This is a genomic window from Stenotrophomonas sp. GL_101, from assembly GCF_057835675.1.
In genome coordinates this window covers 3161964-3178949 of the sequence record NZ_CM174432.1, presented here as the reverse complement: position 1 = coordinate 3178949, position 16986 = coordinate 3161964, and the positions used below count along the sequence as shown (strand labels likewise).

Here is a 16986-nt window from a genome sequence, read left to right as displayed (position 1 = left end):
GGGCGGGCACCTTTTGCAGCGTGGAGAAGAGGCATCTCGCCGGGCTCATAACCCGGAGGTCGCCCGTTCGAGTCGGGCCGCTGCTACCAACCACGGAGACACCATGGTGAGCACTGAAACAGTCGCGGCCGCCATGGGCGCCGGCAAGTACGCGCAGGCGCTGGAAGAGGTCTGCATCCGCTTCGGCATCGTGTCGGCGCTGGAGAAGTCCCACTTCCTGGCGCACATGGCGGTGGAGTCGCAGGGATTCAGCCGTGTGCGCGAGAACCTTGGCTACAGCGCCGCGCGGCTGCTGGAAGTGTTCCCTGGCCGGAACGGTCTGACGACGCTGGCGCAGGCCAAGGTCATCGTCGCCGGCGGACGGGACGCGATCGCTCAGGCCATCTATGGAGGCGCATGGGGCGCCGAAGAGCTCGGGAACACGCAGCCCGGCGACGGAGCGCGGTTCTCGGGCCGGAGCCTCATCCACCTGACTGGACGGGCGAACGTGACGGCCTACTCGCAGGCCATTTACGGCGACGACCGAGTGGTGCGCGACCCCAGCATGCTGGAAAAGCTGCCCGACGCGGCACTGGCGGCCGGCTGGTACTGGGTGTGGCGCGGCTGCGGTGAGCCGGCACGGCGGGACGATCTGCGTGGCAGCACCCGCAAGGTAAACGGCGGCCTCAACGGCCTGGCCGACCGGGCAATCAAGCTGGCCCAGGCCAAGAAGCTGTTCGGCATCGCATGACCGCCGCAAAGAAGAAGCCGCGGCTGTCGCCGGTCAGCCAGCTGCAGGGCGTGCTGGTGGTGCTGGACGGCAGGACAAAGATTCCGACCGCCGAGCTGCTGTCGACCATCCGAGGGATGGTGAGCGACGCGCTGGCGGTAATGCAAGAGCCGGACCCCACGAAGCAGAAGATCGCCTTCGTGCTCCTGGCCATCCAGCAATCCACCGAGGTCGTAGTGCGCGTGGTGCGGGGCAAGGAAATCACCCGGGTAACGGTGATCGACCAGCCGCTGTACCACTGGGCGCTGCGCGAGATCCACGCACTGGCAGGTGCCGCATGACCTTCGCAACTCGAAACGTCGGTGCGGCCCGGGTGGGCATCGCCGTCCTGGTGCTGTTCCTTCTCGGCATGGCCATGGCCGCGCTCATCGCGGTGGCCATCCCGCCCGAGAACAAGGATTCATTCGGCATGCTGATCGGCGGCTTGAACAACGCCACCGGCATGGTGATCGGCTACTTCTTCGGCATGTCCCGCAGGGGCACTGGAGCCTGATATGCGCCATCTGATCTACGTAACCCGCCAGGACGCTATCGACGCCGGCATGACCAACGAGGGCCGCTTGTTCGGTGTCCCCGCGTGGCTGCGGGTCGACAGCGATGAGCAAGTCACCGGCACCCCCAAGATCCCCGCGCTCACCGTGTGGTGCTGGATGGTCGACGTGGTGCTTGACCTGACCTGCTGCTTCATCCCCGAAGACCGTCTGCTGGTGTCCCCCATCACCGTGGGAAGCCGGATCCAAGGCGCATGAACCGGACCCTGATCGCGGTGCTGGCGTTCGTGGTCTGGTCGGCCTGCATGTTTGGCGCGGGCTGGGCGTGGCGCGGCGATCGCGCCGAGGGCGTGCAGTCCGATCAGCGCGCAGACGCTGCCGAGACAGTTGCGGCCGAGGTAAACGACGCCCGCGCCACTGAACACACCCAGGCCGAGACCTTGGCCACTATCGGAGCGAAGCATGAAGAAGACCGCGCGGCGGCCCCGGCCGTCGCTGATGCTGTTGTGGCTGACCTGCGCTCTGGTGCTCTCCGCCTGCGCAACGACCTCGCCGCGTGCCACACCGACCTCCTGTCCCAAACCGCAGCCGGCACCCTCGAACGTGATGCGGCCACCCAGCGCAGAGAAGAGTTTGCGGGCCGAGTTGTTCGAATCGGCCGGGACGCCGACGACCAGCTCCGCGCCTGCCAAGCAATCGTGGCCGCAGACCGTGCCGAGGTGACGCCATGAACGTTGGTTGGCCACAAGCCATCTATCTCGCTCTCGTGTTGTTCGGCCTCGGTCTGGAGCTTGCCCGACACGGGGAAGCCAAGAAGCCTAGCCAGTACAACGCCTGGACCTCGATGATCGCTTCGGCCCTTCTTCTGGCCCTGCTTTGGTGGGGCGGGTTCTTCGGCTGATGGCGGGCAAGACGCTGGCGCCGCTGACCCCGAAGCAGCAGCGGTTTGTCCAGGAATACCTGAAGGACCACAACGGCACGCAGGCTGCCATCCGCACTGGGTACAGCGAACGGACGGCCAAGCAGCAGGGTTCCCGCCTGCTGACCAGCGCTGCCGTCCTGGCTGCCGTCAAGGCTGGCCAGAAGCGGGTCGCCACGAAAGCAGCGGTGACCGTCGACAGCCTGATGGCCGAACTGGAGCAGGCCAGGAAGCTGGCGCTGAAGGAGAAGCAGGCCAGCGCGGCGGTCACCGCCACGATGGGAAAAGGGAAGCTGGCCGGCCTGTTGGTGGAGAAGCACAAGCACAGCGGCGCCGTCGGCACCTACAACCTGAAAGACCTCTCGGACAATGACCTCGACCGCCTTGAACAGATCCTCGGTCCGCTTGCCGACGCTGGCGGAGATCCGGGCGGAGCGGACGAGGAGGGTGGCTGAGCGCGAGCGGGAGCGCATCGCGGAAAACGTTGAGGGCATCCGCGCGCGATCGCAGTCGCTTGAAGGATTCATCAAGGAGCACTGGCGGATCCTTGAGCCCACCCGGCCGCTGAGGTTCGGCTGGGCGCTCCGGGCCATGTGCAAGCACCTGGAAGCGGTCACGGAGGGCCGCATCCAGTTCCTGCTGATGACCGTGCCCCCGGGCATGATGAAGTCGCTGTTGATGGTGTTCTGGACGGCGTGGGAATGGGGGCCGGTAGGCCGTCCGGACCTGCAGACGCTGGCCACCTCCTACAGCCAGCCAAACGTGCTACGCGACAACCAGAAGTTGCGGCGCCTCATTGAGAGCGACCAGTACCAGGTCGCGTGGCCCATGAAGCTGCGCGGCGATCAGAACGCGAAGGGCAAGTTCGAGAACACCGGGAACGGCTTCAGCGAGGCCAGGCCTTTCGGCTCCATGACCGGTGGCCGCGGCGACCGGGTGAAGGTGGACGATCCGCACTCGACTGAGACGGCCGAGAGCGACGCTGAGCGCAAAACCGCCGTCCGGATCTTCCGCGAGGGCATCACCGACCGCCTCAACGACATCACATCGTCGGCTATGGTCATCATCATGCAGCGTCTGCACCAGCAGGACATTGCAGCGGTGGCGATGGAGCTGGATCTCGGGTTCGTCCATCTGAACCTGCCGATGGAGTTCGAAGCGGAGCGGGTCGACAAGGACGGCAAGAAGTCCGGCGGCCCGTGCCGCACCTACGTGGATGGGAAGCCCTTCTTCGAAGACCCCCGCACGGATGAGGGCGAGCTGCTGTTCCCGGAGCGCTTCCCGCGCGCCGAGGTGGATCGGCTGAAGCGGGCAAAGGGCTCCTATGCATGGGCCGGCCAGTACCAGCAGCGGCCAACGCCGCGCGACGGCGGCAAGTTCAAGCGGGAATGGTTCGAGGTGGTGGAGGCGGCGCCGGCGATCGCATCGGCGCGGAAGGTCCGGCGCTGGGACTTCGCCGCTACGGACCCGAAGGAGAAGAACAGCAGCGACCCCGACTACACGGTCGGGCTGCTGCTGGGTGAAAGCCAGGGCATCTACTACGTGCTTGACGTTGTGCGCGACCAGGTGTCGCCCGTCGGCGTGGAGCGGATGCTGAAGAACACCGCGCTGCGAGATGGGAAGACGATCAAGGTTCGCATCCCGCAGGACCCTGGCGCCGCCGGCAAGAGCAACGCCGCGCACCAGGTAAAGCTGCTGGCCGGCTGGGACGTGAAGTCCGCGCTGGAATCCGGATCGAAGGAGGTCCGGGCAACACCGGTCGAGGCTCAGGCCGAGGCCGGAAACATCAAGCTGGTGACTGGCCCATGGGTGGCGGCGTTCTTGGACGAGATCGCCGAGTTCCCCAACGCCAAGCACGACGACCAGGTGGACGCGCTCTCCGGCGCCTTCGCTGAGCTGGTCACCGGCAGCACCTACAACTTGGGGAACGCGCTCTGATGGGCAAGCTCGCACAAATCAAAGACGGGCTGGTCAATCTGGTGGCCAACCTGGGCACGCCTCGCGATAAGGCAGCAGGGTCGTTCTACGGCCTGCCCGTGCTGTCGGAAGCTGACGCCACCAACGCGTACCGCGGCACCTGGCTGGCGCGGAAGGTGATCGATATCCCAGCGATGGACAGTTGCCGGAAATGGCGCGGCTGGAGCGCGGACCAGGCGCAGATCAGCGCGATTGAGTCGGAGGAGAAGCGGTTGGGCCTGCAGCAAAAGGTGCTGGAGGCGCTCATCCGCGCCCGACTCGCCGGCGGAGCGGCGCTCTACATCGGCACCGGGCAGTCCGACCCGATGCAGCCGCTGAAGCCGGAGTCGATCAGCAAGGGCGGGATCAAGCACATCAACGTGCTGTCCAAGCGAGTGCTGCAGGCGGGTGAGCTGGACCGCGATCCGGAGTCCCCTGGCTATGGCCGGCCGGCCTACTACAACCTCAGCAGCGGGACCGCAGGCCAGTTGCGGATCCATCCGTCGCGCCTGGTCATCCTGCAGGGCGCTACGAAGCCGGATCCGGAGCTGGATACCGGCGACGGCTGGGGCGATTCGGTCCTGCTGGCGATCAGCAAGGCCATCAAGGACGCCGACAGCACTGCCGGGAACATCGCCTCCCTGGTGTTCGAGGCGAAGGTCGACGTCATCAAGATTCCAAACTTCATGTCGATGCTCTCGGATCCGGCGTACGAAGAGCAGATGCTCAAGCGTATGCAGCTGGCCATGATGGCCAAGGGCATCAATGGCGCGCTGTTGCTGGATGCCGAGGAAGACTACGAGCAGAAGCAAGCCCAGTTCGGCGGCCTCACCGACGTGATGATGGCCTTCATGCAGCTGACTTCCGGCGCTTCCGACATTCCCATGACCCGCCTCCTGGGGCAGTCGCCGGGCGGCATGAATGCCAGCGGCGAAAGCGACCTGCGCAACTACTACGACCGGATCAGCTCTGGCCAGGAGCTGGTGCTCGGCCCGTCTCTGCAGGTGCTGGATGAGTGCCTGATCCGCTCCGCACTGGGCAGTCGCCCGGAAGAGGTGTTCTACAACTGGCGCAGCTTGTGGCAGACGACCGACACGGAGCGGGCGACCATCGGCAAGACGACCGCCGACACGATCAAGACCATCGCCGACACCCGCCTCATCCCCGAGGACGTGATGTCGGTGGTGGCAGTGAACATGCTCACCGAGGCCGGGGTTGCGCCGGGCCTTGAAGCTGAGATGCAGGACTACGCGACGACGGCTCCGGCCGATGATGACGAAGGCGAGGATGGCTCGCCGGCAGCGGCACGCGCGGCGGAACTGGGCGATGCCTCTCCGCGCTCGCTTTACGTGAGCCGGAAGGTGGTCAACACCAGCGAGATCGAGGCCTGGGCACGGGAGCAGGGCATCACCGGCTTGGCCGAGGAGCTGCACGTGACGGTGGCCTACTCGAGGCAAGCCTTCGACTGGATCAAGGCCGGCAACGCCAACGAGTGGGGCAGCGATAGCAAGGACCAGCTGGTCATCCCCGAAGGCGGCCCGCGCGCGATTGAACCGCTCGGTGGCATGTCAGCGGTGATCCTGTTCGCATCGTCTCAGCTGTGCTGGCGGCACGAGAGCATCATCCGCGCCGGCGGCTCGCACGATTACCCGGACTACACGCCGCACATCAGCCTGACCAAGGCGCCTATCGATCTCACCAAGGTCGAGCCGTACCGCGGCCGCATCGTGCTGGGCCCGGAAATCTTCGAAGAGATCCGAGAGGACTGACCCATGCAAATCTTCGACAGCTTGGCGCTCGATGCGTCCGGGCTTGCATTCACGCGCGACGGCTTTCTGACCGGTGACGCAAAGGTCGCCCGCGCCGGCAATGTTCAGCACTACCTCGGTCGCGAACTGGGATTGAAGGACGACGACGCCAGCCGGGTGTTTGGCGTATATCGCGATCCGGAAACAGTGTTCGATGAGGACAGCATGCGCTCGCTGGTAGGCCGGCCTGTAACGCGCGGTCATCCGCCGAAGGGCGTTACCGCCGACAACTGGAAGGAACTGACGGTCGGGCAGGTGGGCGGGCGGGTGGTCCGCGACGGCGAACACGTGGTTGCGCCAATGGCGATCATGGATGCCGCCTCTGCCAAGGAAGTCGCCGCCGGCGCACGCTCGTTGTCTGCCGGCTATTCGGTGGAAATCGTTGCCGATGAAGGGATCGCCCCAGACGGAACCGCATACCAATTCAGGCAGGCCAGTCCGCTGCGCTTCAACCACGTGGCCTACCTGCCTGACAACAACCCGCGCGCCGGCAACACGCGCATCGGCGACTCCAATTGGGGGCCGACCCCTCTTACGCAGTACGAACTCGCGCTAGTCGACCGGGCGCGTGGTCAGCAGCACCAGCACGGCGACGACCACAATCCATCTACGAGGAACCACCCCATGAGTGACAAGACCATCTTGGTCGATGGGCTGTCCGTCGTCACCAACGACGCCGGCGCCCAGGCCATTGGCAAGCTGCAGCAGCAGCTGAAGGATGCACAGACCGCAGCGGGCACCGCCGAGGCGGCGCACCAAGCCGCCATCACCGCGAAGGACGCGGCCATTGCCAAGGCCGAAGGCGAGCGCGACGCGCTCAGGGCGCAGGTACTTAGCGACGCCGACCTGGACAAGCGCGTCCAACAGCGCGGCGACCTGGTGGCCAAGGCCAAGGCCGTGCACGACACGGACTACAGCGGCAAGACCGATGCCCAGGTGCGCCAGGCTGCCGTCGTGGCCAAGCTGGGCGACGCCGCGGTGGCCGGAAAGCACGAGGCGTACGTGGAGGCCCTGTTCGACGGCCTCTACACCAACGCCAAGCCGCAGGACCCGGTCGTGCAGGCCATGCGCGACAGCCGCGTGCAGCCGACCCAGGTCAAGGACAACGGCTGGCAGGCCTCCGTGGCCGGCCTCGACTACCGCACCCGCAACCAGAAGGACGCCTAAGCCATGGCACTGCAGAACAACTATCCGGACACCCAGCCGGCGGCCATCCTTGGCGCGCAGGCGACCATGCTGCCGTCGACGATCATCTCCCGTGACGTGGAAACCGCTCCGGGCATCGGCTTCGGTCGTGCGGTTGCGCAGGGCACGGCCGACAAGGGCATCGTCCTGGCCGGTACCGGCGCACTGAAGCTCGTCGGCATCACCCTGCTGGACCGCTCCGCCGTCGGCAGCGCCGGCGTCCCGGACAGCTTCGCGCAGCGCACCTCCGCCCGCGTGATCACGAAGGGCGACGTGTGGGTCACCGCAGCCGTCGCGGTCAAGGCCGGCGACCTGGTGTACGTCACCGGTGCCGGCACGTTCACCAACGTGGACACCGGCAACACCGCCTTCGCAGGCGCCCGCTGGGACACCAGCACCACCGCCGCCGGTCAGCTGGCCGTCGTTCGTCTCGGCTAAGGAGCCAACCCCATGAATGGAGCAATCCCCCTCTTCGACGCCCAGGCCGCACTGGGTTTCGTCGTTGCCCAGACCTCGATCATCGAGCCGGGTGTTTACAAGACCGTCTATCCGTCGGTGCAGTACCGCGGCCTGGTGCCGGTGGACACCTCGGGTAGCGAGTTCGCCACCTCGGTTACCTACTACTCGTCCGACCAGTACGGCAAGGCCGGGTGGATCAACGGCAATGCCGATGACATCCCGAAGGCCGGCACCACCCGCGCGCAGCACCAGACCGGCGTGCACACCGCTGGTATCGGCTACGGCTTCGGCTGGGAAGAGATCGGTCGGGCGCAGTTGCTGGGCATCAATCTGCAGTCCGACGATGCCGCAGCAGCGCGCCAGGCGTCGGAGGAGATGGTTGACCGTGTGGCGCTGTCGGGTGACTCCGACAAGGGCTTCACCGGCTTGTTCAACGCCGCTGGCGTCACGCCGGTGGCGGCCAGCACTGGTGCTTGGGACGCAACGACCGACTCTCAGCTGATCGTCGCGGTGCTTAACCAGGCGCTGCTCAATGTGTTCAACGGCACGAACACGGCCTCGATCGCCGACACCCTGCTTCTGCCCTGGTCGAAGTACCTGCTCCTGGCCACTCGCAAGATGAGTGATCAGAGCGATATGACCATCCTGCAGTGGTTCTTGGCCAACAACGTCTACACCGTGCAGACCGGTCAGCCGCTGACGGTGCGTGGCGTACGTGGCCTGGACACCGCCGGTGTCGGCGGCACCACGCGGCTGGTTGCATACCGCAATGATCCGCAGGTGCTGAAGCTGCACATGCCGATGCCGCACCGCTTCCTGCCGGCCTGGCAGAGCGGCCCGCTGCGCTGGGACATCCCGGGCGTGATGCGCCTGGGCGGCCTGGACGTTCGCCTGCCGAAGGAAGTCGTCTACCTCGACGGCATCTAACCCCTATGGCCCCGGCAGTGTGCCGGGGCCTCACTGGAGCGAATCATGAAGATCACGAACAACCACACCGGTCCCCTCGGCCTTCCGGACGGCACCATCCTCCCGAAGGGTGAGCCGACCGTTGTCCCCGGCTGGGACCAGATCAAGAAGAACACCGTGGTGCAGGGCTGGCTCAATGCCAAGATCCTGACGGCCGCCGGTGGCGACGATGCCGGCGCCGGCAACACGGGCGGCGAGGGCGGTGCCGACAAGGACGCACTGATCACGCGCGCCAAGGAGCTGGGCATCGAGGCCAAGGGCAACTGGGGTGTGCCGAAGCTGCAGGCGGCCATCGCTGATGTCGAGAAGGCTGCTGCCGGCGCCGGCAACACGGGCGGCGAGGGCTGACATGTACGGCACGCTGGAAGACGCGGACAGCTACCACCAGGCGCGCGGCAACCCCGCCTGGGGAGCGGGATCGGAAGACGCCCGCACCGGCGCGCTCGTCCGCGCCACGGACTACATCGACGGCCGGTACCGGGTGCTTCTTGCCTCCGGCCGCTGGTCGTCGATGTTCCCCGGCGTGCGCACTGCCGGTCGGGGCCAGCCGAACGAATGGCCCCGCACCGGTGCTGTCGATTACGACGGTGACCAGATCCAGCCGGATGAGATCCCGGACGAGGTCGAACGCGCAACCTACGAGGCGGCGCTGCGAGAGCTGGTTAACCCCGGCAGCCTCTCGCCGGACTTCGTCGCGGTGGAGCAGGTCACCAAGGAGAAGGTGGGCCCGATCGAGGTCAACTATGCCGACGGCTCCAATGCCGGCAGTGCGACCCCGAACCGCCCGATCATTTCCGCGATCGACGAGATCCTGGCGCCGCTGCTCCGGACGCCGGCCGTCGGCCCAGCGGTGCGGGTCGTATGAGCGCGTTTTATGACCGCATGCAGGCCACGGCCACGCGGCTGATTGATCGCTACGGCTATGCCACGCAGCTGGAACGAGACGGCGCGCCTACTGGGCCGCCGCACAACCCGCAGCCGGGCACGCCGACGCGGCACGACTGCAAAGCGGTGGAGCTGGAATACAGCCTCACCAACCGCGACACCACGCTGGTGCAGCAGGGCGACAAGCTCGGCCTGATCTCCACCGCGATCGATATCGCACCGACCAAGGATGACCGGATCCTGCTGGGCGGCGAGCCTTTCCATTTCATTGACCTGCAGCCGCTGTCGCCGGGTGGCCAGGTCCTGCTGTACGAGTTCCACGCCCGACGCTGATGGCCAAGCTGACCTCCCGAGAACTGGAACTGCTGGCTCGCCGGCTGGAGCCTGAGCTGCGCAAGGCGTTCGTGCAGGCCATCGTCGCTGCGCGCAACGACGCTGCGGTGCAGGCCGTTGCCGAGTTGCTACGCGCTGGCCGCGTGGAACAGGTGCTGACGGCGCTGGGCATGGATGCCGCACGGTTCTCACCTCTGGCCGAGGCGGTGCGCTCTGCGTTCGTCGCTGGTGCTGGTGCCGGCGTCCAGGAAATCCCGCCGGTGCGGCTGTCGCTGGATCCAATCATCACCGGGAGCTACCGGCCGCGATCGCCGTCGCCGGTGCTGCGCGCCAGTTTCGACTTGCGCAATCCGGCGGCGGAGCGGTGGCTGGCCAACAACTCGTCTCGCCTGGTCACCGAGATCATCGAGAGCCAGCGCCAGGTGATCCGAGGTGTGCTGCAGCAGGGGATGATCGCCGGCCGCAACCCGCGCCAGACTGCGCTGGATATCGTTGGCCGGGTGGGCGAGACAGGGCGGCGCTCAGGTGGTGTCGTGGGGCTCACGTCGCAGCAGAGCCAGTACGTGACCAACATGCGCGCGCAGCTGGCCAGCGGCGACCCGAAGGCGATGGCGGCGTACTTTGATCGGCAGCGGCGGGACAAGCGCCTGGACGGCATCGTCAAGCGCGCCATCGCCGCCGGCAAGCCGGTGTCTCAGGCGGATATCGACAAGATCGCTGGACGTTACGCAGATCGCCTGCTGGCGCTGCGCGGCGAGATGATCGCCAGGACCGAGTCCATCGCCTCGCTCAACGCGGGCAGGGAAGAGGCCTACCGGCAGCAGATCGAGGCCGGCAAGTTGGCGCCGGAGAACGTGGAGTGCACCTGGTCGGACACCAATGACCGTCGGACCCGGCACAGCCATCGAGCAATGAACGGCCAGAAGCGCATGTTCGGCGAGCCTTTCCAAACGCCGAGCGGTGCGCTGTTGAACTACCCGGGCGACACCAGCTTGGGAGCCGGAGCGGAAGAGGTTGTTGGCTGCCGCTGCACAAAGCAGTACCGGATCGACATGACCGCGGAGGTGCTGCGTGGCCAACAAGTTCGGTGACCAGGTGAAGGCCTTTGCCGAGAAGGCAAAGCTGCGCCAACTGGCCATCTTCCGCGAGTCGGCCCAGCAGGTGATGGAGGAGGCGAACACCCCGGAGGGCGAGGGCGGCAAGATGCCGGTCGACACCGCGTTCCTCCGAAACTCGGCGGTGGCTTCGACTGAGGGGCCGCCCGATGGCGCCGGCGGGGCCCCGAGTCTGGTCTTCGCCGCGGTTGAGCTGGGGCAGACGGTGTGGGCCGGTTGGACCGCTGCCTACGCGCTGCGCATGGAGCACGGCTTCTACGGCGAGGACAGCCTGGGCCGGGTCTACGCGCAGCCAGGCAAAGGCTTCATGCGATCGGCCACCCAGAACTGGATCTTCATCGTGGACAGCGTGACCAAGTCGGTAGGGGACAGGATCAAATGAGCGACACGGAGATCTATGACGCCTTCGCCGGGCTGGTGGGCGCCTTCGGCGCGGCCCAGAACCTGCCTTGCTCCTACCCGGCGCTGGGATTCAAGCCGCCGGCCACCGGTGCATGGCTGGAGCTGCAGTGGTTCCAGAACGAGACGCAGAACTACGGCCTGGCCGATGACGGCCCATCGCTGAAACAGGGCTTCGGGCAGCTCTCGGCCTGCTACCGGCCGGGGCAAGGGATCATGGTGGGCACGCGCATCACGGACCAGATCATCGCGGCCTTCGCCAAGGGCACGACCTTCGCCGGGATGCGAGTCTACCGGAAGCCGTGGACCTCCGCCCTGATCCAAGACCCGGAGCGGATCATGCACCCGGTGACCATCAGGTGGCAGGGGTTCGTGTCGGGGTAGAATCCGGCCATGAGCCCCAAGCCGCCCAACCTGCACCTGGTCCGAAGCGATGCGCCGCCCACTGAGGGCGAGCTGGCGGAGCTGCGAGAGGCGATAGACCGGATGCGGCGGAACCGCACTCTGCTGGATGCGTTCAATCGGGAACAGGCGCGGTTCGTGCGGGATGAGTATCTAGCCTATGTCGAGGTGGGCTTCACCCGCGACCAGGCGCTGAAGCTGGTTGCTGCCAAGCTGGGCCCGCAGCCCAAATAGTTCAACGTCGATGGATTGTCCCGGCCTGGATCGGTGCAGCCGGGGGTTGTGGGGGACGCGCCCACATTCATGCCCATGGGTCAGGCCATGGGATTGGGCCAGCAAGGGTCGCGCCTTGCAGTGGTTCGAATCCACATCATCGACACCCACATCGAGGCCCGCCCACCAGCGGGCCTTTCTCGTTCCCCAAGACCCCGCCCCGTGGCGGGTTTTTTTTCGCCAATCGCGAGGAGATTCAACCATGCCCGAAGCTCAAACCAACAGCGGCGACAAGCTGCATATCTGCATCACGCCCCAGAACGAGGACCTGGACGCCACTGCGTTCGCCGCGCTGACCTATGTCCAGGTGAAGAAGGTGGGCAGTCTCGGCGAACGGGGCATCAACACCAACGTGGTCAGCTACGACACCCTGGACACCGTGGTGTCGCTCAAGGGAAAGGGCATCACCAACGCAGGTGATCCCGCAGTGGAAATGGCTGAGGACCTCGTGGACCCCGGCCAGATCGCCATGCGAGCCGCGGGGGCGCCGACCGTCAAGGGCAACTATGCGTTCAAGATCGAGCGCTCCGACGGGACGCTGGAATTCTGGCGTGGCCTGGTCGCCGGTCCCAACGTGCCCGGCGGCCGGAACGAGGACTTCCGCCTCAATACCTTCACCGTCGCGCTCAATCAGCCCCCGATCATCGTCGCGGCACCTGTCACGCCGTAAACGCACTCCTGGGGGATAGGGCGGCCGCCCGACAAGCCGGACCTGATCCGGCCGGCTTCCCCCAGGTTCTTTCCCGGATCCATACCAAGGATCAAAGACATGACCGAACTGACCAACATCGTCGCCGCCGAGCGCGATATCAACATCAAGCACCCCGGCACCGACGAACCCGTTGGCCTGGTGCTCACCATCCTCCCCGACAGCCATCCGCAGGTGCGTGCGGCATCCCGCAAGCTCACCAACGAGCGGATGTTCGGTCGGGGCAAGGTGACCGCGGAGAAGCTTGAAGCAGGTCGCACCGACATGATGGCGGCCTCCGTGGGTGGGTGGCAGTGGGTGGGTGACCTGACCTTCCATGGCGAGAAGCCGGAATTCAGCGACAAGGCACTGCGACAGCTCTTCAAGGAGCTGCCGTGGGTGAGCGAGCAGGTCGATGCCGCCATCGGCGATCGCGCGGAGTTCTTTCGCGGCGCTGACGAGGCGGCTGTCTGAGGCGGTCTACCTGACCGTCAGGTACGACATGCCTGATAGCAAAGGAGAAACCCGCCGGACCCGGAACGCCCGGTTCGGCGAGGACTCTCCAGAGGTTGAGGTTCCAGAAGAAGCGGATCACGCCTGGGATTGGTTCTGGCAGCTATCAAGCCGCCGGCGTAGCGGCCCTGAACCGTTGACGTTTGCTGACGTAGGCGAATGGCAGCGGCTGCTGATGCTGGAAGTGTCGCCGCAGGAGGTCGAAATGCTGATGGCGATGGATGACCGGTACCTCGCAGCCGTGCGGGAAGAACAGGCCGCCGCCCACGCGCGCGCGATGGAAGCGAACAAAGGGAGTCGGTAACGATGGTGGATATCGCAGAGCTGGGCTACAGCGTCGACAGCAGCGGACTGGTCGAGGGAACCAAGGCCCTTGACGACAATGCCGCTGCGGCAGAGAAGGTCAGCGGGGCCACCGATAGGCTGGAGCGTGACTACCAGGCCCTGGCCAGGACCGTCGAACGGTCTTCCAGCGTGCTCGGGGACCGGTTGGGTGGTGCCCTCGATCGCATCGGTACCGGTACAGGGGCGGTGATCGGGGAGCTGCAGCTGCTCAACCGAACCAACACCGAGATCCTTGCATCCCTGGGGGCGCTGGATGGAAAGCTCGCTGGCACCACCGGACAGGTCCAGGCCTACGGTGCTGCAGGCAAGGCTGCAGCCGCTGCGGAAAGGGAGGTCACTACCGGCAGTCAGCAGATGGAGGCCGCCATTGCCGCGCAGGAGGCACGATTCAGGGCGGTGGCAGTGCAGGCGGTGGCCTATGCCGAGAGCATGCGCGGCGCCAACCTGTCCGAGCGTGCCCTGGCTGAAGCGGCCAGGGAGAGCACCTCCGCCCTGAACTCGCGCGTCGCCGTCATGGCAAACGCTGGCACTGCCCAGGAGCGGATGACGGCGCGTGCAAAGGATCTGCAGGAAGCGGAGGCGCGGGCGACCAACCAGGCACGTGAGGCCGCACGCGCGGCCGAAGCACAGAAGCTGAACCTGCAGCAGCTGCTCGGCCAGATCGACCCGACCGTCGCATCGCTCAACCGGCTGGCCGCCATGGAGGAACGCCTGGAGCGTGCGCACCGGGGAGGCATGCTCAACACCGCTATGTTCGATCAGTACCAGGCGAGGCTGGATTCCACCCGTGCATCGGTGCTGGCCGCGGCCAACGCGCAGAACCGCCTGGGCCTGTCCTCCGGCGAGCTGCGGCAGGGCATGCGCATGCTGCCGGCACAGATCACCGATATCACCACCAGCCTGGTGAGCGGCCAGCCGGCATGGATGGTGGCCATCCAGCAGGGCGGCCAGCTGAAGGACCAGTTCGGCGGCATCGGCCCCGCAGCCAGGGCCGTGGGGGGCTACATCGTGGGGCTGGTGAATCCGCTCACCGTAGGCGCCGCCGCACTGGCCACCCTCGGCGCCGCCCTGTACGCACGCGAGAAGGATCTGCGCGAGTTCAATGGCGCCCTACTGCTGACTGGCGGCTATGCCGGCGTCATGGTGAGCGACTTGGACCGTCTGACGGCAAGACTTGACGCCTTCGCTGGCGTGACGCGTGGCGGTGCTATGGAAGCGTTGACGGCTGTCGCTGCCACCGGCAAGTTCACCGGCGAGCAGTTCGATCTGGTGTCGGCCGCAGCCGCACGCATGGAGGGCGCAGTGGGCCAGTCCCTGGACTCCACCATCCGCAAGTTCATGGACTTGGGTAAGGAGCCTGTCGAGGCACTGCTGAAGCTCAACGAGACCGAGCATTTCCTGACGCGCGCGCAGCTGGATCGGGTGATCGCGTTGGACGCGGTGGGCAAGAGCACGGAGGCCGTCTCGGAGGCCACCCGAATCTATGCCCAGCACATCGATGACGTGGCCAGCCGCTCCCGTGAGGCGCTGCCGGCGGTTGCCGTGTGGTGGGATTCCATCAAGGACGCCGCATCAGGCGCATGGGGCGAGGCGAAGCTGTTCGCCGACCTGATGGCCCGCATCGGCTCCCAGGCGTCCAGCTCCGTTGGGCTGGGCAGCGACCCGGTAGGCGCGTGGTGGAACATGCAGCAGCAGCAGCTGAAGTGGCTGCGCGGCGGGGTGGCCGATGCTGCCTCCCGCTCGCTGGCAGGCGCTGGCATCACGCCGAACGCCTCGGCCAGGGCACGCATGCCCACCAACATCGAGGACCAGGTAGACAGCAAGGCGGAGGCCGAGCGTCGCAAGGTCATCCAAGAGAACGAGGCAGAGCGCAAGGCGGCATCGGAAGCCCTGAACGGGAAGCTGGCCGGGCTCGACCGCGAGGCGGCGAAGCGGCTGGCTGTCGCCAAGATCGTGGAGATGTACAACAAGATCGATGTGGACCGCTTCGATGAGGAGGGCAGGAAGCTCGCGCCTGATAGTCGCCTGCTCGACGGCTCCATGCAACGACTGATGGCGCGCTCCAGCGCCGATGTAGATAGGCAGTTCAACAAGCGCGACGGCGTGGGCAAGAAGAACGCCGATGATGGGTCTGCGCAGAATCTGCTGGCGACCGCGCAGCGGCAGATTGAGGCAAATAGGCAGCTGGTGGAGACGGGGCAGAAGGTCACCGAGAGTGAGCGCCAGGCCGCGAAGATCCAGCAGGAACTGGGGGATAAGACCAACACCATGACGGCGTCCACCCGGGCGCTGCTGGTAGCCACGCGCGATCAGCTCTTGCTGTCCGGCCAGAAGTCGGCCGCGTACCAGAAGGAACAGGAGGCTGCGGAGGCACTGGCCCGTCAACAGGCGATCCTGGTGCAGGCCGGGAGCAACCGCGAGCGCTCCAACGAGCTGGACCTGATGGGAATGGGCCGAGGTTCGGACGGGGTGGCAATGCTGCGCCGGCAGCTGGACATCCAGAAGGAGTACCAGGAGGAGCTGAAGCGTATCGGCAGCCGCGACGTGGCCAAGGACAAGGAAACGTGGGATCTGCTGGCTGCGAATGCCGACAACTTCCGCAACCAGGAACTGGGCAAGGAGCGCGCGTTCCAGGAGCAGCGACTGGCGATGCTTGGGGACTGGCGGTTGGGGGCTCAGGTTGCATGGCAGAACTATGCCTTCGACGCCACCAACTACAACCAGCAGGCGCAAGACGCAGTGCAGAACACCCTGGCGACGACCACCAGCAGCATTGCGTCGCAGTTCGATGAACTGATCCGAGGCAACCAGTCCCTCGGTGAATCATTCAAGAACATCGCGGTCGATATGGGCAATGCAGTTGTCGGTGCTCTAGAGCAGATGGCTGCCCAGTGGCTGGTCTACAAGGCAATCCAGCTTGCGGTTGGTGATTCGGCCTCGGTCTCTGCCTCCAGCGCCTTGGTGGGCAATGCCGCTGCAACGGCCGCGCAGGCCGCGCTCGCTGCCTACGCGTCGACCGCAGCCATTCCCATTGTTGGACCGGCCATGGCGCCTGCTGCTGCGCAGGCAGCGCTCTCGGCGACCGCACCCTACGTTGCTGCCGTTGCCGCAGCAAGCACGATTGGTATGGCCCACGACGGCATCAACTCCGTGCCGCGGGAAGGAACCTGGCTGTTGGACAAGGGCGAGCGCGTGCTGACCGCAGGGACGGCGGCAAAGATGGACGCAACTCTGGACCGGATCGCTGCTGGTGGCGGCGCCGGTGGAGGCGGGCGCGGCAACGTGACCTATGCCCCTGTCATCAGCGTCAACGGTGATCCGGATGCGCGGACGTTGCAGCTGGTGGAATCCGCAGTTAGCCGCGGGATGAACCAAACCTACAACCGCGTGGCCACCGATATGGCAACCGGCCACGGCAAGGTCGCAAATGGTTTGCGCAACGGAAACAACGTCTCGCGTCGTGTCAGGTAGACCTGCGCA

23 protein-coding genes and 1 tRNA gene are annotated in these 16986 nt (G+C 66.1%); all 24 read left to right on the top strand.

All coding sequences use genetic code 11. From position 1 onward, the window contains the following. Positions 1-14: 14 nt before the first annotated feature. The 24 genes from AC3IR9_RS14000 (at position 15) to AC3IR9_RS13885 (ending at position 16977) form a co-directional block, all read left to right on the top strand. Positions 15-89: transfer RNA gene (locus AC3IR9_RS14000), tRNA-Met, on the top strand. 14 nt (positions 90-103) lie between these two features. Beyond that, positions 104-730 (top strand): glycoside hydrolase family 19 protein, encoded by a 627-nt coding sequence (locus tag AC3IR9_RS13995; protein ID WP_489291361.1) that lies wholly within the window; start codon positions 104-106, stop codon positions 728-730. Next, positions 727-1050: a hypothetical protein gene (locus AC3IR9_RS13990; RefSeq protein WP_489291360.1), complete on the top strand. Its 324-nt coding sequence runs from the start codon at positions 727-729 to the stop codon at positions 1048-1050. The genes AC3IR9_RS13995 and AC3IR9_RS13990 overlap by 4 nt, the downstream gene beginning before the upstream one ends. Continuing rightward, positions 1047-1262 carry a hypothetical protein gene (locus tag AC3IR9_RS13985; RefSeq protein WP_489291359.1) on the top strand — a complete coding sequence of 72 codons (216 nt, stop codon included), beginning with the start codon at positions 1047-1049 and terminating at the stop codon, positions 1260-1262. The genes AC3IR9_RS13990 and AC3IR9_RS13985 overlap by 4 nt, the downstream gene beginning before the upstream one ends. Position 1263: 1 nt before the next feature. Then, positions 1264-1518, top strand: a complete 255-nt coding sequence (locus tag AC3IR9_RS13980; protein WP_489291357.1) for a hypothetical protein — start codon at positions 1264-1266, stop codon at positions 1516-1518. Continuing rightward, positions 1515-1991 (top strand): lysis system i-spanin subunit Rz, encoded by a 477-nt coding sequence (locus AC3IR9_RS13975; protein WP_489291356.1) that lies wholly within the window; start codon positions 1515-1517, stop codon positions 1989-1991. Before AC3IR9_RS13980 ends, AC3IR9_RS13975 begins: the two co-directional genes overlap by 4 nt. After that, entirely contained in the window at positions 1988-2161 is a 174-nt protein-coding gene (locus AC3IR9_RS13970; protein WP_489291354.1) for a hypothetical protein, read from the top strand. Before AC3IR9_RS13975 ends, AC3IR9_RS13970 begins: the two co-directional genes overlap by 4 nt. Further along, positions 2161-2634 carry a terminase small subunit gene (locus AC3IR9_RS13965; protein WP_489291353.1) on the top strand — a complete coding sequence of 158 codons (474 nt, stop codon included), beginning with the start codon at positions 2161-2163 and terminating at the stop codon, positions 2632-2634. The genes AC3IR9_RS13970 and AC3IR9_RS13965 overlap by 1 nt, the downstream gene beginning before the upstream one ends. Continuing rightward, positions 2549-4117 carry a phage terminase large subunit gene (gene terL / locus AC3IR9_RS13960; protein ID WP_489291351.1) on the top strand — a complete coding sequence of 523 codons (1569 nt, stop codon included), beginning with the start codon at positions 2549-2551 and terminating at the stop codon, positions 4115-4117. The genes AC3IR9_RS13965 and terL overlap by 86 nt, the downstream gene beginning before the upstream one ends. Beyond that, a complete protein-coding gene (locus AC3IR9_RS13955) occupies positions 4117-5904 on the top strand; it encodes an anti-CBASS protein Acb1 family protein (protein ID WP_489291349.1) in 1788 nt (595 codons plus the stop codon). The genes terL and AC3IR9_RS13955 overlap by 1 nt, the downstream gene beginning before the upstream one ends. A 3-nt stretch (positions 5905-5907) precedes the next feature. Then, positions 5908-7110: a DUF2213 domain-containing protein gene (locus tag AC3IR9_RS13950; protein WP_489291348.1), complete on the top strand. Its 1203-nt coding sequence runs from the start codon at positions 5908-5910 to the stop codon at positions 7108-7110. A 3-nt stretch (positions 7111-7113) separates the two neighbouring features. Further along, entirely contained in the window at positions 7114-7566 is a 453-nt protein-coding gene (locus AC3IR9_RS13945) for a structural cement protein Gp24 (protein ID WP_489291346.1), read from the top strand. Positions 7567-7578: 12 nt separating this feature from the next. After that, a complete protein-coding gene (locus AC3IR9_RS13940) occupies positions 7579-8514 on the top strand; it encodes a DUF2184 domain-containing protein (protein ID WP_489291345.1) in 936 nt (311 codons plus the stop codon). Between the two features lie 45 nt (positions 8515-8559). Continuing rightward, a complete protein-coding gene (locus tag AC3IR9_RS13935; RefSeq protein ID WP_489291344.1) occupies positions 8560-8901 on the top strand; it encodes a hypothetical protein in 342 nt (113 codons plus the stop codon). A gap of 1 nt (position 8902) precedes the next feature. Next, a complete protein-coding gene (locus AC3IR9_RS13930) occupies positions 8903-9418 on the top strand; it encodes a DnaT-like ssDNA-binding protein (RefSeq protein ID WP_489291342.1) in 516 nt (171 codons plus the stop codon). Then, positions 9415-9771 carry a hypothetical protein gene (locus AC3IR9_RS13925; protein ID WP_489291341.1) on the top strand — a complete coding sequence of 119 codons (357 nt, stop codon included), beginning with the start codon at positions 9415-9417 and terminating at the stop codon, positions 9769-9771. Before AC3IR9_RS13930 ends, AC3IR9_RS13925 begins: the two co-directional genes overlap by 4 nt. Next, positions 9771-10862, top strand: a complete 1092-nt coding sequence (locus AC3IR9_RS13920; protein WP_489291339.1) for a phage minor head protein — start codon at positions 9771-9773, stop codon at positions 10860-10862. The genes AC3IR9_RS13925 and AC3IR9_RS13920 overlap by 1 nt, the downstream gene beginning before the upstream one ends. After that, on the top strand, positions 10843-11268 hold the full coding sequence (locus AC3IR9_RS13915; RefSeq protein ID WP_489291338.1) for a hypothetical protein: 426 nt from the start codon (positions 10843-10845) through the stop codon (positions 11266-11268). Before AC3IR9_RS13920 ends, AC3IR9_RS13915 begins: the two co-directional genes overlap by 20 nt. Further along, positions 11265-11669, top strand: a complete 405-nt coding sequence (locus AC3IR9_RS13910) for a phage tail terminator-like protein (protein WP_489291336.1) — start codon at positions 11265-11267, stop codon at positions 11667-11669. The genes AC3IR9_RS13915 and AC3IR9_RS13910 overlap by 4 nt, the downstream gene beginning before the upstream one ends. Positions 11670-11678: 9 nt before the next feature. Beyond that, the gene (locus AC3IR9_RS13905) at positions 11679-11921 is read left to right on the top strand and encodes a hypothetical protein (RefSeq protein ID WP_489291334.1); all 243 of its coding nucleotides are present in this window, start codon (positions 11679-11681) and stop codon (positions 11919-11921) included. 241 nt (positions 11922-12162) lie between these two features. Then, positions 12163-12630 (top strand): hypothetical protein, encoded by a 468-nt coding sequence (locus tag AC3IR9_RS13900; RefSeq protein WP_489291333.1) that lies wholly within the window; start codon positions 12163-12165, stop codon positions 12628-12630. Between the two features lie 99 nt (positions 12631-12729). Next, positions 12730-13122: a hypothetical protein gene (locus tag AC3IR9_RS13895; RefSeq protein WP_489291331.1), complete on the top strand. Its 393-nt coding sequence runs from the start codon at positions 12730-12732 to the stop codon at positions 13120-13122. A 28-nt stretch (positions 13123-13150) separates the two neighbouring features. Then, the gene (locus AC3IR9_RS13890) at positions 13151-13465 is read left to right on the top strand and encodes a phage tail assembly chaperone (protein WP_489291329.1); all 315 of its coding nucleotides are present in this window, start codon (positions 13151-13153) and stop codon (positions 13463-13465) included. Between the two features lie 2 nt (positions 13466-13467). Further along, complete coding sequence (locus AC3IR9_RS13885) at positions 13468-16977, top strand: phage tail length tape measure family protein (RefSeq protein ID WP_489291328.1); 3510 nt, start codon at positions 13468-13470, stop codon at positions 16975-16977. Positions 16978-16986 lie beyond the last annotated feature (9 nt).

Coding starts and splice junctions, on each gene's coding strand:
- AC3IR9_RS13900 (WP_489291333.1), top strand. CDS start 12,163: ATGCCCGAAGCTCAAACCAACAGCGGCGACAAGCTGCATATCTGCATC.
- AC3IR9_RS13965 (WP_489291353.1), top strand. CDS start 2,161: ATGGCGGGCAAGACGCTGGCGCCGCTGACCCCGAAGCAGCAGCGGTTT.
- AC3IR9_RS13935 (WP_489291344.1), top strand. CDS start 8,560: ATGAAGATCACGAACAACCACACCGGTCCCCTCGGCCTTCCGGACGGC.
- AC3IR9_RS13970 (WP_489291354.1), top strand. CDS start 1,988: ATGAACGTTGGTTGGCCACAAGCCATCTATCTCGCTCTCGTGTTGTTC.
- AC3IR9_RS13905 (WP_489291334.1), top strand. CDS start 11,679: ATGAGCCCCAAGCCGCCCAACCTGCACCTGGTCCGAAGCGATGCGCCG.
- AC3IR9_RS13910 (WP_489291336.1), top strand. CDS start 11,265: ATGAGCGACACGGAGATCTATGACGCCTTCGCCGGGCTGGTGGGCGCC.
- AC3IR9_RS13985 (WP_489291359.1), top strand. CDS start 1,047: ATGACCTTCGCAACTCGAAACGTCGGTGCGGCCCGGGTGGGCATCGCC.
- AC3IR9_RS13995 (WP_489291361.1), top strand. CDS start 104: ATGGTGAGCACTGAAACAGTCGCGGCCGCCATGGGCGCCGGCAAGTAC.
- AC3IR9_RS13975 (WP_489291356.1), top strand. CDS start 1,515: ATGAACCGGACCCTGATCGCGGTGCTGGCGTTCGTGGTCTGGTCGGCC.
- terL (WP_489291351.1), top strand. CDS start 2,549: ATGACCTCGACCGCCTTGAACAGATCCTCGGTCCGCTTGCCGACGCTG.
- AC3IR9_RS13930 (WP_489291342.1), top strand. CDS start 8,903: ATGTACGGCACGCTGGAAGACGCGGACAGCTACCACCAGGCGCGCGGC.
- AC3IR9_RS13945 (WP_489291346.1), top strand. CDS start 7,114: ATGGCACTGCAGAACAACTATCCGGACACCCAGCCGGCGGCCATCCTT.
- AC3IR9_RS13885 (WP_489291328.1), top strand. CDS start 13,468: ATGGTGGATATCGCAGAGCTGGGCTACAGCGTCGACAGCAGCGGACTG.
- AC3IR9_RS13920 (WP_489291339.1), top strand. CDS start 9,771: ATGGCCAAGCTGACCTCCCGAGAACTGGAACTGCTGGCTCGCCGGCTG.
- AC3IR9_RS13980 (WP_489291357.1), top strand. CDS start 1,264: ATGCGCCATCTGATCTACGTAACCCGCCAGGACGCTATCGACGCCGGC.
- AC3IR9_RS13890 (WP_489291329.1), top strand. CDS start 13,151: ATGCCTGATAGCAAAGGAGAAACCCGCCGGACCCGGAACGCCCGGTTC.
- AC3IR9_RS13940 (WP_489291345.1), top strand. CDS start 7,579: ATGAATGGAGCAATCCCCCTCTTCGACGCCCAGGCCGCACTGGGTTTC.
- AC3IR9_RS13950 (WP_489291348.1), top strand. CDS start 5,908: ATGCAAATCTTCGACAGCTTGGCGCTCGATGCGTCCGGGCTTGCATTC.
- AC3IR9_RS13925 (WP_489291341.1), top strand. CDS start 9,415: ATGAGCGCGTTTTATGACCGCATGCAGGCCACGGCCACGCGGCTGATT.
- AC3IR9_RS13955 (WP_489291349.1), top strand. CDS start 4,117: ATGGGCAAGCTCGCACAAATCAAAGACGGGCTGGTCAATCTGGTGGCC.
- AC3IR9_RS13895 (WP_489291331.1), top strand. CDS start 12,730: ATGACCGAACTGACCAACATCGTCGCCGCCGAGCGCGATATCAACATC.
- AC3IR9_RS13990 (WP_489291360.1), top strand. CDS start 727: ATGACCGCCGCAAAGAAGAAGCCGCGGCTGTCGCCGGTCAGCCAGCTG.